Raw genomic sequence first — 15,519 nt, 5'->3', positions numbered from 1 at the left:
AAAAACCGGCGCGGCGGTACCCGCCTCCAGCCCCCCGCCCACTACAGGGTGGGGCCAATTCCACGTTCACACCAAGCACTTGCACCCACCAACTGCCAAATTTTTCCGAAAAAGGTTGAAACTTTTTTCAAATTTGGCACTCTAATTATCTGAGTGCCAAAAGGAGAAACTCATAATGAAACCACAATTAGATTTATTCAACGAATTTCGCAGAATACAAAACCAGTTTCATAATCTATTCGATCCGACCTGGGAAGTAGGTCGAGCCTACCCAGCTCTCAATGTATATTCGGACCAAGATAAAATCACTGTTACCGCAGAACTTCCTGGTCTGGCTCCAGAGGATCTGGATATCACGGTCGCCCACAATGTACTTACCATCGCAGGAGAAATCAAAGAAAGGGACGAAGACGATGGACTAAAAGCCCGCAAACTAGAGAGATCGAGAGGAAAGTTTAAACGGACTCTCGAACTTCCACTTGCTGTGGATTCCGAAAAAGTGCAGGCAAACGTAAAAAAGGGAATTCTAACCCTGGTGCTTCCAGTGCTCGAAAGCGAAAAACCTAGAAAAATTCGCATCGAAGCAAAGGCTTAAGGAGGAAGAAATGAGCACATCAGATTTAAAGAAACAAGAAACCAAAGCCCAGAACATTTCCGAAACAAAGTCGGAGGTTACCAGGGAAACGACCGGAAACAAACCGACTTATACACCTTCAGTAGATATCTATTCTAATGATGACAGACATCTCTTAGTCTTGGATCTGCCGGGAGTAAAGGAAGGTGATCTGGAAATTACCTTGGACAAAGACGAACTACTCATTTACGGGAAAACGACTCTTCCGGAAACAACTGGAGAGTTAAGATACTCCGAATACAGACCGGGAAATTTCCGAAGATCTTTCATTCTTTCTGAACCAGTAGAGGAAGAAAACATCTCCGCAGTTTTGAAGAATGGAGTCTTGAACATCTCTTTGCAAAGGAAGAAGTCACAGCCTCGAAAAGTAGAGATTAAAACTACGGACTAAAAAAAGCCGGTCCGGATAAAAGTTTGTTTCTGTAAGAAATTGGTAAAGCTTTCACTATGCAGATACCGGAGATCTTAAGGGTCTCCGGTTTTTTTTTGTCTTTACCTTAAGTTTACTCCCCTTTCCTTTGAATCATGAAAACCACCGGACTATTGTTTCTCTCAAACTTATTCATGACCTTCGCCTGGTACGGACATTTGAGGTTTTTCCAGGAACTCCCACTTTGGAAAACGGTAATTCTAGCTTGGGGAATTGCATTCTTTGAATACTGCCTCATGGTTCCTGCCAATCGGATCGGATACACGGAAGACGGTTTCTCCGGGTTTCAGTTAAAGATCCTACAAGAAGTGATTACGATAACGATTTTCATAGGATTTGCGATATTGGTATTAAGAGAGAAACTAAAATGGAATCACGCAGTTAGCTTTATACTCATTCTACTTGCAGTTGTATTCGCTTTTTATGATAAGAAGTAATTCTTCTTCGAACCGAAGGGCTAAGGTTAAAGGCGAACTGACTCACCTCGGTCCAAGAATATTACAATAGACTAATAATCCCTTTTCTTAACTCTTCCGGGCTCGTACCACTCGGGTATGCAGCAAGAATCTTCCCCTGCTTTGAAACCAGATAGATAAGAACAGTATGATCCACGCTATAACCTCCCTCTAAACTTGGCGCAGAAACTTTCTTGGAGCGAGCCCCAAAACCAATCTGCATTGTTTCCAGGAGCTGCTTCTTTCCAGTCATTGCTACAAGTGCTTTTCCAGGAAACCTCTCCACGTACTTTTTCATGACTTCCGGAGTGTCTCTTTCCGGATCGACACTGATAAACACCGGACGTACTTTACTTTGTTCTTGTGGATTCAAATTTTGGTAAGCGATCGTGATGTCGCTTAAAGCCAACGGGCACATATCAGGACAGTGCGAAAATCCAAAATACACTACGAACAACTCGCCGTTCAAGCTGCTCGGAACCAGGTCCTTGCCTTCTTGATCCGTAAGTTTTACACTGCTCCATTCCGGAACGAAAACCTCGGACGAATCACTGCTCTTCTTGAAGTAATTGACTCCGAACCAACCGATTGCAAAGCCGAAGAGCAGCAAGCTAGCTGTCGCCAATAGCTTCGGTTGAAATATTTGCCTCAAATTCCTACGATCCAACCCATTGCTCCACTATCGGCCATATGAGTTTGATGCGGATGGAACATATATCGACCCCGCTTCTTTAAAGTGAATTCCACTACGACTCTCTCGGTTTGGCCCAAGGTGACTACGTCAGTATGATCGTCGGGAACTTTTCTAGTGCCGGTCCTAAAAACATCAAATGTCTGAGAATGCAAATGAAAAGAAGCGACCGGGTCATATTCAGTCATATTAGCAATATATAATCTTATTTTCTTTCCAACCGGTACCTTGATCGGATATCGATCGTAGAATCCTGCGATTCCGTTCCAACAATAGATATCGTTTTTACCTTTTTCTTTCAGATCCCAGCCGGAAAGGATCAGCATAAACTCATAAGCAGGAGATCGCCCTCCTGGAGGGTCCACGATGAAGCCTCCATACAATCCTTTCGCCATATGACTGCTAAGCGGGGGAACATGACAATGGTAAGGATGAAAACCAGCAGGACCGGCTTGGATTTTATATACTTTTTGGTCCCCCGGTACAACCGGCTCCCAACCGTCTTCCCCAGGATCGTGACTTCCATGGAAATGGATGGAGTGCGGATGGACAGAGAGATTCCGAAAAGTCACTTCCATCATTTGGCCTTCTCTAGCTCGAAGCACAGGCCCCGGGACCAACCCATTAAAAGTCCAAGCGTCTACTACAGTGTTATGCGCCACTGTAAGCGGCATTTCTAGAATACTGATATCAGATTTGACTAAAGAACCGGATACCGGTTTCGGGAGAGAAGAATGCAATTCCATTCTGGATAAGAAACTCGGATCCAGTTGCATGGGAGGATGCACCATACTACCGTAGGAATTCCCTCCGGGCTGTCCGGGGGCGCGAGTACTTGCGCTGATTCCTACGGTTCCAGTCGGTCGCAGTTCACAAAGTGCACCTTCCTTTCCGTCCCCTGTGGCGCGGGAAATGCCCGCACCGGCAACAATTCCGGCTCCACCGATTCCCATCCACCGTAGAAATTGCTTTCGATTCACTTTAGTTACCTGGTTTGCCCGACTCCGAACGCCTCAGTATATTAAAATTTTGCGATAGAAGTAATGAGAATGATCAATACTAATAGTCCAAATCCGCCGTATACCAAAACATTCTTCGCCCAGCTCGGAATCTTGGAACCGCCCGCAGCATGATAAGCTCCTGCGCCGAGTAATGGCAGAAGCAGGATTGCGACAGTCCATAAGCTCCCTTGTTTCGGAGTAATATCTTCTCTCTTGGAAAGATCTAACAACGCAAGTGGTGCCCATAAAGTGAATAATATAAACGGAACATAGTATCCGTAAAAGTTAAACAGTAGCGCAAAAAAACCGGGTGTGCTTACTTCTGCCATTGAATTTCTCCTCTTAATTCCTTTGGTACTTCTACTGTACCTAAAATTCGTAATGTTTGAATATTGAATATTTTCCTATCCGTAACTCTATCCGATTGTCTTCGGTCCAACCCCATTCATAAGTGAAATTCCGGAGTAAATTCCGAGTAAGAAAATCGCCCCGATTCCAGACCAAACCAAAGTCAGACGGAACCATTTCGGAAGCTGGGATTTTCCTGCGAGTAGGTAAGCACCTGCTCCTATGTACGGAACAAAGGCGATTCCGGCTATCCAACCAAAATATTTCTGGGAAACCAAATCCTTTCGACCTAACAAATCGAACAGGGATATGGAAGTCCAACAAACATACATCATGAAAGGCAACAGATACGCTACGATATGAAAGACAAGTCCGATAAAAGTAAGCGGCTTGATCAAACCGATCGGGCCAGTCGATGCAGAAGAAGTCCTCCGAACTGAAGCGAGCACCTTATCCGTTTCTGCAGGAAGTTTTATATTCTCTAAATCTAATTTAAAATCTTGGAATGGATGCACCGCGACTTTTACAGGTGCACCGGCTCCTCCAGGCATATTTTCCATCGGACCTGGAATCGGCTGCTCCTTGTAATTTCCACTCGGATAGGTTCCATCTGCGGCATCCACCATCATAGAGAATGCACCGATCATAAACGAAAGATCACCGCCTAGCGGAATTCGAAGCGCCGAATTACATCCGTTCAACTGCTCGAGTAAAGCAGGAAGGATCGTTTGGTATTTATTTCCCTGAAAGCAATTGCCTATGCTAATCGGTCCCGCGAGCAAAATGTCAGCTTTTCCTGAATTGTAGACTACGTTATTCTCAATCTTATTTTCGTGAGATAACCAAATGTTTTCATCCAAATTCGGTAATATTACAATACCATTATTTACGTGATCTACTACCACATTGTTCTTAACGATATTTCTGAGTCCGCCCGCGAGCAAGATTCCATTTCCGAACGAAGGATATTCCAGCGCGGAGATAGGCGCCTTCGGGTTATTGTTGCTATATACCAAGTTACCTATAACAGTCGTTTCTCTCTCCGGAGGAAGGAGTTCCCTATCCAAAGTATTCGGAGCAATTCCTACGATATTATTCTTCCAAACTGAACCTATAATATAAAGTTCCCCGCCGGAATTCGTTCCGGAATAACCTAGAGCGTTATTCTCCGAAACAACATCATACAAAATCGCGTGGCAAGGATAACATTGTCCGACGTAAATCCCGGAATCCGGAGAACCAGATGCATAAGAATGTTCAAAGACTCCATTATGAGAATCGAATGCATAAATTCCGTAGTCGCCGTTATTGTAAGCGGTCAAATAAGAAGCTCGATAGCCAGTGACCCCGGTCCAAAAAAATCCGTTGAGAGTAGCGTTACGCGCAGTCATGTTCTCTACGGCAACTCCGTCAGCTCCCACAACCATGACACCGTTTCCTCTTTGAAACTGTCCGTCTATGATCACTTTATTTCTGTCTGTTCCTCGGATCGTAATCGAAGGAGTAGTAACTACGACTTCCTCGTAGTAAACGCCCGGTTCCACCAGAACCATATCCCCTGGTTGAGAAGCATCTACAGCATTTTGAATCGTCGGATACTGTCCCGGAACTCTTCGAGTAGTGCCTGAGTATTTCTCCACGGACTTCCAAGTTTTTCCGAATCGTGCAGCAGAATTATAGGCAACATCTCCGACGATAATATCTCCCACCATTCCGCTTTTGCCATCTGGAGATGCGTGGAAGGAACAATAGTAGGGAAAAATTCCTTCTTTTGGATAAGTTACTTTTACCTTGGTTCCTCGAGCCATCGCTAATTGGCCGAATTCCTTTTCAGTGGACCAGGATTTATCGACTGCAATCGCGTTATGCGGATTTCCCCCCGCGTTCACAAATTCGATCGTCCCACCGATAGGCACTCTGAGTACCGGAGGAGCAAATGTATTGTCGGTCATCAGGATATGTGCAAATCCGTCCGGACTCTTTTCCCCTTCTTTTCCACCGCAGGCGGCTACGATTCCGCCAGCTAGGATTCCGAAAACAAAGAACAAAGACCAGGATACAAGGCGAAGGTTCCACCAGCTAATCTTCATTAATTCTCCTCATTGTACGAAAATTGGAAGAAAACTTCCGAACTACTCTTTTATGAGCTTTTGCTCACTTTTCAAATTTTAAGGAAATGCGAATCGCCGGCAATCCATTTTCCAATTCGGAATTTCGAATTATCGTTATGAAACGCGCGGACAAAATACAGACCGGTCAATCTTATTCCTTTTTCTCCACTTGGAAGCAATCCTTTTTCTAACCTAGGAAAATCCCTTGCTTGGAACCAGGCTCGTGCTGCACTGTCCCACGAACTTAAAAAAGAACGGTTTTCAATGAATTATTTCACTGCTGTTTTCCAAGCCGATCCCAAGGAAATGCCCTCCTTAAACGGGATCCGTGGCATTGCGATTTTTATGCTGATGTATGTCCATATGTTCGTGTCACTGCGTCACAGAGTCTCTCACGACAATTGGCTGTTTGCAAATTTTCTGGAAAACGGTTCCTCATCCATAGATATGTTCTTTGTTTTGAGCGGCTTTTTGATCGCGGGTCCGTTGTTAAGAGAACTCTCTAGAAAAGATACGATCGACCTGAAATCATTTTACCTAAAAAGGACGCTTAGGATTTTTCCGCCCTATTATGCTTTTTTGGCGATTCAATATTTTCTGGTTCTGCCAGCAATCGCTAAGTCTTCGCCTGTTGTTGCTGCAAACATTGAAACCGTAAAAAACTTCGTATGGGCCGATTTCTTTTATGTGAGTAATTATTTTCCGAAATTGATCGTTCACGGCTGGTCTCTTTCTTTCGAAGAACAGTTTTATCTAATGTTACCTGCCTTTCTATTATTGGTGTATCGGAAGGTGTCCGAAAAATACAGGTTAGCACTGCTACTTTCCTTGGTACTCGGGCCTTTGCTCTATCGGCTTATTTATGTGGCCACAGTAATTTCTGCGGTGACCCCGAATGAAGGAACTCTTCTCTACACGACCAGAATTTATTATCCTTTAGAAGGACATTTGGATTCGATTTTGATCGGGGTAACGATCGCGCATATTTATTTCAACAAGCCGCAATGGGTTCAAAAAGTGCTGACCGATCCGAAATGGTACAGAGGATTTCTGACTCTTTCTCTCGGATTGATCATCAGTTGGACTTTCCTATTCAACGAGTATTTTGATCGAGTAGGAGGAATGATCCTGAGATTTGCGGCATTTTCATGGGCTTGGGGAATTCTTTTAATCTTGAGTTTAAAAGAAAACACTGTGCTTCATAAAGTGCTTTCGTGGAAAGTCTTCCGACCGTTCGCAAAACTTTCTTACTGCGCGTATATCATTCACTTGGTAATCATGATGCCTTTTTGCACAAAAATCTTCGGGACTACAAGACCGATTCAGATGTGGGAAATAATGGCTTGGTTTATCCCGACAGGCTTGGTAGTTTTCTTTTTCGCATATTTCTTCCACCTATTGACTGAAAGGCCTTTTTTGATGCTGAAAGATTATATATTAGAAAAAAAGAAACTATCTTCCATTCCGAAGGAAGCCGCTACCTAAAAGAGATGTTGCGAAACTAGGAAAAACGAGATACGAAGAAATGCTCAAGAATGTGGGTGAGATTATTTTTTCTTACCCGCAATCCCGATTCCTGTCCAAGCGGTAAACAAAGATAAGACTGGAGAAAGCAGATTCAAAAATGCGTATGGCAAATACGCAACTGTAGGAACTCCTAAAGCCAACGCCATAAAGGAGCCACAAGAATTCCAAGGAACTAAAGCAGATGTCATGGTTCCGGAATCTTCCAGAGCCCGAGAAAGATTTCTAGGGTCTATTTCCTTTCTAGAATAAGCTTCTTTGTACATCTTCGCTGGAACCACGATCGCAAGGTATTGGTCGGCGCAGAGCAGGTTTACACCAAGACCAGTCATGACAGTGCTAGTCAGAATGCTTCTTCGAGACTTTGCAATTCTCAAAATAGAATCCGCGAACTTTCGGGTCATTCCCCCTCCTTCCATGGTTCCGGCATAGAACATCGCAGAAATGATCAACCATACAGTGGGAAGCATGGAAGACATCCCGCCTCTGGACAAAAGATTATCCAGAATTTCCTGGCCGGTCTTGACCTTGGTTCCCATTGATGCAGAAATCAAAACCGATCGAAACGCCTCTTGGGAGTTTTCCCAAAAACTCAAATCACTTTTATAAATTCCATCCTGCGTAATTACTGCAAGAGCAGACCCGGAGACGATTCCGAAAATTAGCGCCGGAATCGCTGGGACCCTTAAGTATATTAAGAAAAAAGTAAGAAACGGAGGTATTAACAAATACCATCCGATCTGAAAGGAAGTCCTTAAAGAAGAAATCACAGGTTGAATCGTACCGGAGCCATCCACCGTTCTCTGGCCGAATCCAAGTATAATAAATAGCACCAAGCTTATCAAAAACGCGGGCAAGGTTGTAATTGCCATATTTCTAATATGAGAAAGCAAAGGCACTTCCGTAATGGAAGAAGCTAGGTTCGTAGTCTCCGAAAAGGGAGATAGTTTATCTCCAAAATAAGAACCGGACACGATCGCTCCGGCGACAATTCCCAAAGGGATTCCCATCCCGGCACCTACTCCCACTAAAGCAACTCCCACAGTTCCGGCGGTAGACCAAGAGCTTCCGGTCGCTAGTGAGACCACTGAAGTCAGAATCAACACAGAGGGCAAAAATACTTCAGGTCTCATTAATTCAAGCCCCCACACGATGAGCGCGGGAACGATTCCGGAACGAATCCAGATCCCGATCAAAGCACCGATCAGTAAAAGGATCAGAATCGGAGAGATAATATTTCTCATCGATTCCACAATGGAATTTTCTATTTCTTCCCAAGGAATTCCCCGGATTTTGGATATCCCAGCGGAAATTGTACCCGCAGTAAAAAGAAGAATTTGTGCCGGTCCGTCAGTGATTCCTTTTCCGAATACGAATCCTGCAAACGAAAGAGAAATTACCAGAAAAAGTAAAGGAAGCACTGATACGAATAAGCTGGGGGTGGAATTCTTCATATCGGAAAATCCGAAGGTGGATTTGACCTGATCCGAATTCTATTTCCTTTATGCGAAAACGAAAGACCCAAAGAATGCAAGGCCTGCCTTTCCATTCCCAAAGATTCAAACAAATCCGGATTCTTGCCTTCTATGAACTCTAAGAAAATTCTATCATCGACTCCATAAAGTTTGTCACCTAACAACGGGTAGCCGCTCGAATACAGAGTTGCGCGGATCTGGTGCAGTCTACCTGTTTTCGGCAAACATAATACTTTCGAATATATTTTTCCCTGGTGAATTCCGGTTTTGATCCTACGAAATTTAGTTTCGCAAGTCTCCCATTCTCCATTGGAACGACCGACCTTTTCCATCTCCAAATTTGGATCCGAGGCAGAATAGAATTTCCTTTTCTTTCTTACCGAGGAAGAAGGATCCGGACCAATGAATCCGTAGGATCTGAAAGAAATCGGAAATTCTCCCCAGACCAATGCTAAATAGATTTTCTTCACTTTTCTATTTGCGAAGTAGTCAGAAAGCTCCGAGGAAATCTTGGGATTTTTTCCAAAGAGCACGATCCCCGAAGTTTCTCGATCCAGTCGGTTTACTAAGTAAGGTCTATCAGAAATTGTAGCTAACAAATCTACTAAATTATTCTTTCGGTATCGTCCTGAAGCGTGCACAGGAAGATCTCCGGGCTTATCTATTGCAAAGAATTCGGGATTTTCATAGATCAAAATAAAATCTGATCTGACAGGAGGTTCTTCGGAGATTTCTGAATAGTATTCTACGATATCTCCTTCCTTTACTAGGCAAGAAGCCTTTTCGATTTTTTGATCCACCGAGATCTTGTTTTGATCTATAATTTTTTTCCATCCGGATCTAGAATAATAGGTAAAACGACTCGCGAGAAACTGATCAAGCCGAACTCCGGCCTCTTCTTTTTTTACTATGGATCGAAGTACTTCCCGAGGCGCACTTTGCAAATTTTCAGAGATCAGATCGGTTCCTCCGGAATCGAGTCTAAACTTTCATCGATTTGGCTGTTCGTGCCGCTCTCTCCCATCAGATCCATAGAATCCATTTGGCTCGACATTGACAGGTCCATGTTCGATCCATCGTTAGAAGACATTTCCGTTGCACCTTCTTTCATTTCGGCTTCAGGTGCCTGCTCGCCTTCACCCGGTCCTAGATTCGTATCTATGTATTGTTTCAGGACATCGGACTCTCTCTGGTTTAGGTTGAAAAACTGGCATCCGACTCGGAACAATTTATCCGTATTCGTGATATTTCGAATTACGGCTCTGAATGTTCCCTTCAGTTCTTTATTAAAATATAAGTCGAAGAGCAATGTCTCCCCGCTGGCAAAGCTTCTAGAAAAAAAGATAGATTGAGGATGAAAGAAACCGAGACCGCTCCTGCTGATGTCCTCGACCATACACTTTTCCTTTGATTCTTGAAAGAATCCGGATCCGATTATTTCCTTAGAAATCCCCGCCGACACCAGGCTGATCTTGTTGTAGTCTTCGGTATTCATAGGTTTTTCGGAAAGTACCTGAACATATCCTAAAGGAGTATAGTTTTTATATCTAATGAGTACTGCGATCTCGGAGACAAATCTAGATTCTAACTTGTTCAAAGAAACCAGCTTGGTGTATTCTTCTATCGGAACAAATTTCGGTCCCGCTCCCCCGGATTCTTTTTCTCTTCGATCCGTTACAAAAATCGACTGTTCAAAGTTGTACATGACTCTGAGTCGATTGTCCATGCGGTCTGAAAAATACACCAATGAATCCGGATACACTTCCTGAAGTTTTTTCGCGTGCTTTTGCACGATCTCGTCGATCGCCTTAGGCACGAATCCCAAGGACCTGCGCAAATGTAGCTGATTGATAATGTTGGTAAGGGTGATTTTTTCTCCGCCACTCTCCAACTCCAAACGCCCTTGCGCACGCTTTGCCGCAGTGATCTTTATAGCTTGGATCCGAAGCAATTCAAGATTTGTGGATTCATTCCTGCCTGCGACCGTAAACACAGCATGAAAAAAATGTTGGTTGTGAGTCAGAAATAAAGTTCTGATTTTCTCTGGGTTAGCTGCTCCCGGAATATGGGCCAATAAATAGACATTCTCCTTTGCACCTACAATTTTTACAGGATAGGATCTGCCTTTTATTTCTACGTAAACAGGAAGGCGAGTAAATAGTGTCTGAAGTATTTTACCTAGCGCTTCTGTCTCTTTTACAATTTGATCCAAATTTCAGAAACCTCACACAAATCCTAAGGTTATAGCACCGACCGAGGCAGAAATCCTGTTCTTCTTTCGAATCCCTGCGAATCTATTTCTATTTTTATTAATTCTAAAAACCCGAGTTTACACCAACTTTTCGAGTTGGAAAGAAAATTCCAAATCACAAATGAATTCCTTTCAGATTTTAGTTGGTTTTGTTTCGGAAATTCTTCGCTTGGAAGCACGAGAAGTGCATTATTTTTCAGTAATGAAGACGCATTAATAGAAAGTATCTATATCAATTTGACAAGAAGGGTTGAGGCTCCGGTTGTTGCTCTTCCATTTCCTTTTTTCGAATAATATGTTCTTTTCGAATGGATTTTAGATTTTCCAGACCCACAGTATTCATCGTTTGCTTGAGTCCTTCCGTATACTGACCGATCAAGTACCTTACGCCGGCAACGCCACCTCCAACGGCAGCGATTGCCATCGGACGTCCCACAAGCACAGTATCTGCACCAAGCGCATGCATCTTAAACACATCAGCGCCGCTACGGATACCTCCGTCCACGCATACATGCACCTTTCCCTGAACGGATTCTTTGATTGCGGACAAAACCCTAGCTGTCCCGGGCATATCGTCTAAGACCCGTCCTCCGTGATTCGAAACTACGATAGCATCCGCGCCTGCTTGAACCGCGAGAAGTGCATCTTCCGGAGTCATTACTCCTTTTACGATAAACGGAAGTTTGGTGAAGGAACGAATCCTCGCAAGTTCGTCGACGGTTCTAGTGACGGATGGAATTTTCTTTTGGATCATAGTCTTGAAATTTACAGCATCTACATCCATTCCAAGTGCCAAGATTCCTTGTGATTCCGCTTCCTGGAATCTTTCTCTCAGCATACCTTCGTCCGCTCTGGGCTTACAAATGAGAATCCCTTGGCCATCGACTTTTTTCAAAGCATCGAGCATGACTAGATATTTTTCGGGACTGGCTCCATCGCCTAACCACGCAATGGTTCCTGAGGCGATACATCCTTCCAACAAAGTGACAGCGAGAGTGAACTCGTCCATCGCACCGTTCATATTGGTGATTGCTCCGGTCATAGGAGCTCCCATAATAGAGGATTGGATCCGGTTTCCCAAAAACTCAGATTCGGTACTGGAAGCGACGTATTCCCGAATGTATCTAGGTAGAATTGCATATTCTTCCAGAGCTTTGATATTGTCTTGGAAGGTGAGCATTCTGCCCACTCCTCCCATTCCAGGAACACCGGAAGCGCAATCAGTACCGTCGCAAACTTTACAGACCCAACAAATTTCTTTTCCGAATCTCTGTCTTGCATTCTGCGCAATTTCTTTGTCCGAAATGGAATACAATTCGTCGGATTGAAACACTACTTTCGATTTTACTTTTTCAAAAATAGATTCCGCGTGGGAAAGATTCTCAGCGGTAATGATCACATGGCCGGTCTTTTCGATATTATTGGTAGGTTCGGGGATGACATCTCCTACTTTATTTAAAATGAATATATCGTTCACGCCCTCGATTTTTTTGGCTTCCTCCACCCCCCTGATCTCGAGCAATTTACCCTTTGGCGCGAGTAACGCCCTTTCGATAGAAACTCTGGTATGAAGCGGCGTAAGATTGTCCGGATCCTCGCCTAACGCAATCAATATGGCAGCTCGGTTTAGGTTGATCCCACTGGATAAAGGAAAAGTGCAAGCAGACATGAATCCGCCAGAAAGTCTGGCTGCGATTTCGCCCACCTTGACTCCGTCAGGAGTTACCTTGATGTCTCCTTTTCCTGCACCTCTCGTAATTCCAAGGGCTTTCATTCCTCGAAACATCACCTCTTCGACCTCTTTCAAGACCGAAAGCGGCAAGGCAGAAGGCATATTGTGACCCATTTCGATAAAATACGGTTCTCTTTCTATGATTCTATCTGCGATTCCGGTAATCGCATAGTTGCCGTCCCAGGTCAAAGCATCCACTGACACTTCGGGTCCTGGCATGTATTCTTCCAGAATCATCTCTCCGGTCGGAGAATATTTTTTTGCGTGCTTGAACGCTGCCTGTAGCTCTTCTCTATTTCCGACCTTTACAACTCCGCGTGCTCCCATATTGTCTGCTGGCTTCATAACCAGCGGAAATTTTAGGAACTCCAGCGCATCTCGAGTATCTTGTATGCTCCAAACCGCGGCAAATCCCGGAATCGGAACCCCAGCCTTTTTCAATCTTTCCCTCATCTTCACTTTGTTAGATGCAGCTTCCGCATCCACAAAACGAATTCCAGGAAGATCGAGTGCATTCGAAACAGCAGCGACTGTCATGCTTGCGTCGGTGCCTGCGGTAATGACTCCGTGGATCTTGATCGTCGAAGAAAGCTTCTTAGTCTCCCTGACCATTCCTTCTATATCCTTGGTAGACATCACAAGTGGAATATCACAGATTTTTAAACCGGGAGCTTCCGGATTCATATCTGCTACCACGGTTCGCAACTGCATCGTCTTTGCGGTTTGGATAATGGGAACTTGAAGCAGTCCACCACCCACAATCAGAATGGTTTTTCCAGAGACTTTTTTACTCACAAAACCCCGAATGATTCAGCTACGAGAAAGCTGAAGCGCTTCTTCCTCGCTTGCTTCTTTTTGGAAAAGTTGAACACTTCCTTTTTGGATGATTCCTCCGGCCAAAAGATAGTCTCCGTCCGATGGATAAAAGACCGCGGATTGGCCCGGAGCGACGCCCTTGACATCTTCCAAAGGACGCACTAAAAGAGAATTTTCTTGTATTAGAACTTTTGCACGTATTGGAGTGGAACGATATCTGACTTGGACTCTACATTCTATCTCCTTTCCATCTTTCAAAGGTTCCCATGCTTGTAGATTCACGTCCTCTACTACAAAAGAACGTACCAAGGTTTCTCCGTCTTCTCCCAAGACTACAGTACCATCATCCTGAATCGAAACTACGTATAGAGGCTTTTTCCAGGCGATTCCCAAACCTTTTCTCTGGCCTATGGTGAAGTTTTCCTTGCCGGAGTGCTTGCCTATGATTCGTCCGTCTCTCAAACGGAAAAAGCCAGGAGTAAACTCCACATTTTTCTTATTTAGAAATTTGCGATAATCGTTTTCTGGGATAAAACAGATCTCTTGGGATTCGGGCTTTTCTGCGACAGGAAGTCCCATCTTTTTTGCGATTTCTCTGACTTGAGGTTTGGTCATTCCACCGAGGGGAAAAACTACATTCTTTAGATTTTCTTGGGACAGACCATACAAATAGTACGCCTGGTTTTTCTTTTTATCCACAGCGTCTGCAATCGCATAACGACCGTTATGTTCGATGACCCGCGAATAATGGCCGGTAGCGATCTTGTCTATTCCCAAAGCTTTTGCTTTTTCGAACAAAGAACCGAACTTTACGAAAGTATTGCACTCTACACAAGGATTTGGAGTTTTTCCGTCTTTGTAATCGTTCACAAATCGATCGATCACTTTCTCTTGGAACAATTTCTCCATCTTGATCACATAGAACGGTATATTTAAAGAAAGACCTACATCCCTCGCGTCTCGAATATCTTCCGGAGAACAACAGGATTTTTTTGTGGTATCGCAGGAAGGTGCCTCGTATTCCCAAGTACGAAGATTGACGCCTATGACCTCGTAGCCTTCTTCCATCAAAAGGCCGGCGGTCACAGCACTGTCCACCCCCCCGCTCATGGCAACGATGATCTTTCCTAGGCTCATTGCTGTTCCTTTGTTCCCTTTCCTACTATACCAAGAAGGTTCCGTTTGGTGTCCAAAAGAATTCGAAAGTTTTCCAGCCAATTCCTACCTAGAATTCCCCGAATTCCCTTGTTAGGATCTTTAGATACGATTTGTGTAGGAATTCCACCCGGAAATACCTCTAGTTTTGGCAGGCAAAACATACTAGAAATTCCGGCAGTATTTTGGAATTCTGTGCAAAAGGGATTTAGGATTTTCGTGACGGCACTCAAAATCCCTCCGCCAAAATTAAAGACTCTCGCGGAGCGACCCGGTTGATACTTAGGCAGCTCCTCTTCATCAAATCCTTCCCAGTCCATTGCGGTAAACTCGGCGCCGGTATCTGCGATCCAAGCTTCTTGGCCGGTTCCTTCTGCTCGCCGAAATAAGAATATGGGCTGACCATGACGGTACGCGATTGGAAATAAATTATTTTCATCAAACCCTGGCGGAATAGAAGAAGTCGGCGAGTTCCAAATAGAGATCCGATCCGGTAATTCGAGTAAAAACACTTCCCCCAAAAAAGCATTCATTCCTAGAATTCCTTGGACAGGCAGTAGTTCGGATGGGAAAGTATGAGAATAAAACTCCGTTTCTTTGATTACCTTGAATCCTCTATGAAATAGTTCCAACACGCAGACCTTGCGTCTGATTCTTTGCCCTCCTCCGGGAAAGCTTAAACTCAAGGCTCTTTCGGAAGAATTCTCTGGAACATATTCGGAATCTATAAAGGAAACATAGGCGCCGGTATCGATTAAAAATCGAATCGGAGGTTTTTGCGGATCCAGGGACAATTCTAAGACTGGCAAATCCTGAACCTTTTTCACTGGGATTCTCAACCAGCTCCCGCCGTCGACAAATTCTAAACGGGCGTATTCGGGCAAACACCCAAGAAG

Annotated in this window: 14 protein-coding genes; 4 read left to right on the top strand and 10 right to left on the bottom strand. The window is 44.2% G+C overall.

Translation table 11 applies throughout. The annotated features are described in order from the left end of the window. Positions 1-175: 175 nt before the first annotated feature. The 3 genes from CH373_RS12120 to CH373_RS12110 all read left to right on the top strand — a co-directional run bounded on the left by CH373_RS12120 (position 176) and on the right by CH373_RS12110 (position 1,501). Entirely contained in the window at positions 176-595 is a 420-nt protein-coding gene (locus CH373_RS12120) for an Hsp20/alpha crystallin family protein (RefSeq protein WP_100713272.1), read from the top strand. A gap of 10 nt (positions 596-605) precedes the next feature. Next, positions 606-1,025, top strand: a complete 420-nt coding sequence (locus tag CH373_RS12115; protein WP_100713273.1) for an Hsp20/alpha crystallin family protein — start codon at positions 606-608, stop codon at positions 1,023-1,025. A 134-nt stretch (positions 1,026-1,159) separates the two neighbouring features. Next, entirely contained in the window at positions 1,160-1,501 is a 342-nt protein-coding gene (locus CH373_RS12110; RefSeq protein ID WP_100713274.1) for a DMT family protein, read from the top strand. 61 nt (positions 1,502-1,562) lie between these two features. Here the strand turns inward: CH373_RS12110 and CH373_RS12105 are convergent, their stop codons facing one another. From CH373_RS12105 to CH373_RS12090, 4 genes are all read right to left on the bottom strand, one after another. Beyond that, the gene (locus tag CH373_RS12105; protein WP_243393375.1) at positions 1,563-2,171 is read right to left on the bottom strand and encodes an SCO family protein; all 609 of its coding nucleotides are present in this window, start codon (positions 2,169-2,171) and stop codon (positions 1,563-1,565) included. Further along, on the bottom strand, positions 2,168-3,163 hold the full coding sequence (locus CH373_RS12100; RefSeq protein ID WP_100713275.1) for a multicopper oxidase domain-containing protein: 996 nt from the start codon (positions 3,161-3,163) through the stop codon (positions 2,168-2,170). The genes CH373_RS12105 and CH373_RS12100 overlap by 4 nt, the downstream gene beginning before the upstream one ends. Before the next feature lie 68 nt (positions 3,164-3,231). Then, positions 3,232-3,540, bottom strand: a complete 309-nt coding sequence (locus CH373_RS12095; RefSeq protein WP_100713276.1) for a phospholipase — start codon at positions 3,538-3,540, stop codon at positions 3,232-3,234. An 87-nt stretch (positions 3,541-3,627) separates the two neighbouring features. After that, positions 3,628-5,649, bottom strand: a complete 2,022-nt coding sequence (locus CH373_RS12090; protein ID WP_100713277.1) for a right-handed parallel beta-helix repeat-containing protein — start codon at positions 5,647-5,649, stop codon at positions 3,628-3,630. A gap of 285 nt (positions 5,650-5,934) precedes the next feature. Between CH373_RS12090 and CH373_RS12085 the strand changes: the two genes are divergently transcribed. Beyond that, positions 5,935-7,155, top strand: coding sequence for an acyltransferase family protein (locus CH373_RS12085; RefSeq protein WP_100713278.1), 1,221 nt, complete (start codon positions 5,935-5,937; stop codon positions 7,153-7,155). A gap of 62 nt (positions 7,156-7,217) precedes the next feature. On the opposite strand, the gene nhaC is transcribed toward CH373_RS12085, so the two are convergent. The 6 genes from nhaC to CH373_RS12050 form a co-directional block, all read right to left on the bottom strand. Beyond that, entirely contained in the window at positions 7,218-8,648 is a 1,431-nt protein-coding gene (nhaC, locus tag CH373_RS12080; RefSeq protein ID WP_100713279.1) for a Na+/H+ antiporter NhaC, read from the bottom strand. Then, positions 8,645-9,613: a pseudouridine synthase gene (locus tag CH373_RS12075; RefSeq protein ID WP_165778822.1), complete on the bottom strand. Its 969-nt coding sequence runs from the start codon at positions 9,611-9,613 to the stop codon at positions 8,645-8,647. The genes nhaC and CH373_RS12075 overlap by 4 nt, the downstream gene beginning before the upstream one ends. 11 nt (positions 9,614-9,624) lie before the next feature. Beyond that, complete coding sequence (locus CH373_RS12070; RefSeq protein WP_100713280.1) at positions 9,625-10,881, bottom strand: PilZ domain-containing protein; 1,257 nt, start codon at positions 10,879-10,881, stop codon at positions 9,625-9,627. Positions 10,882-11,152: 271 nt separating this feature from the next. Continuing rightward, positions 11,153-13,447, bottom strand: coding sequence for an alpha-hydroxy-acid oxidizing protein (locus CH373_RS12060; protein WP_100713282.1), 2,295 nt, complete (start codon positions 13,445-13,447; stop codon positions 11,153-11,155). Between the two features lie 15 nt (positions 13,448-13,462). Further along, entirely contained in the window at positions 13,463-14,605 is a 1,143-nt protein-coding gene (gene mnmA / locus CH373_RS12055) for a tRNA 2-thiouridine(34) synthase MnmA (RefSeq protein ID WP_100713283.1), read from the bottom strand. After that, positions 14,602-15,450, bottom strand: coding sequence for a pepsin/retropepsin-like aspartic protease family protein (locus tag CH373_RS12050; protein ID WP_243393374.1), 849 nt, complete (start codon positions 15,448-15,450; stop codon positions 14,602-14,604). Before CH373_RS12050 ends, mnmA begins: the two co-directional genes overlap by 4 nt. Positions 15,451-15,519 lie beyond the last annotated feature (69 nt).

The organism is Leptospira perolatii (assembly GCF_002811875.1).
In the GTDB taxonomy this organism is placed as follows: Bacteria; Spirochaetota; Leptospiria; order Leptospirales; family Leptospiraceae; genus Leptospira_B; species Leptospira_B perolatii.
This window is presented reverse-complemented; position numbering and strand designations above follow the sequence as displayed.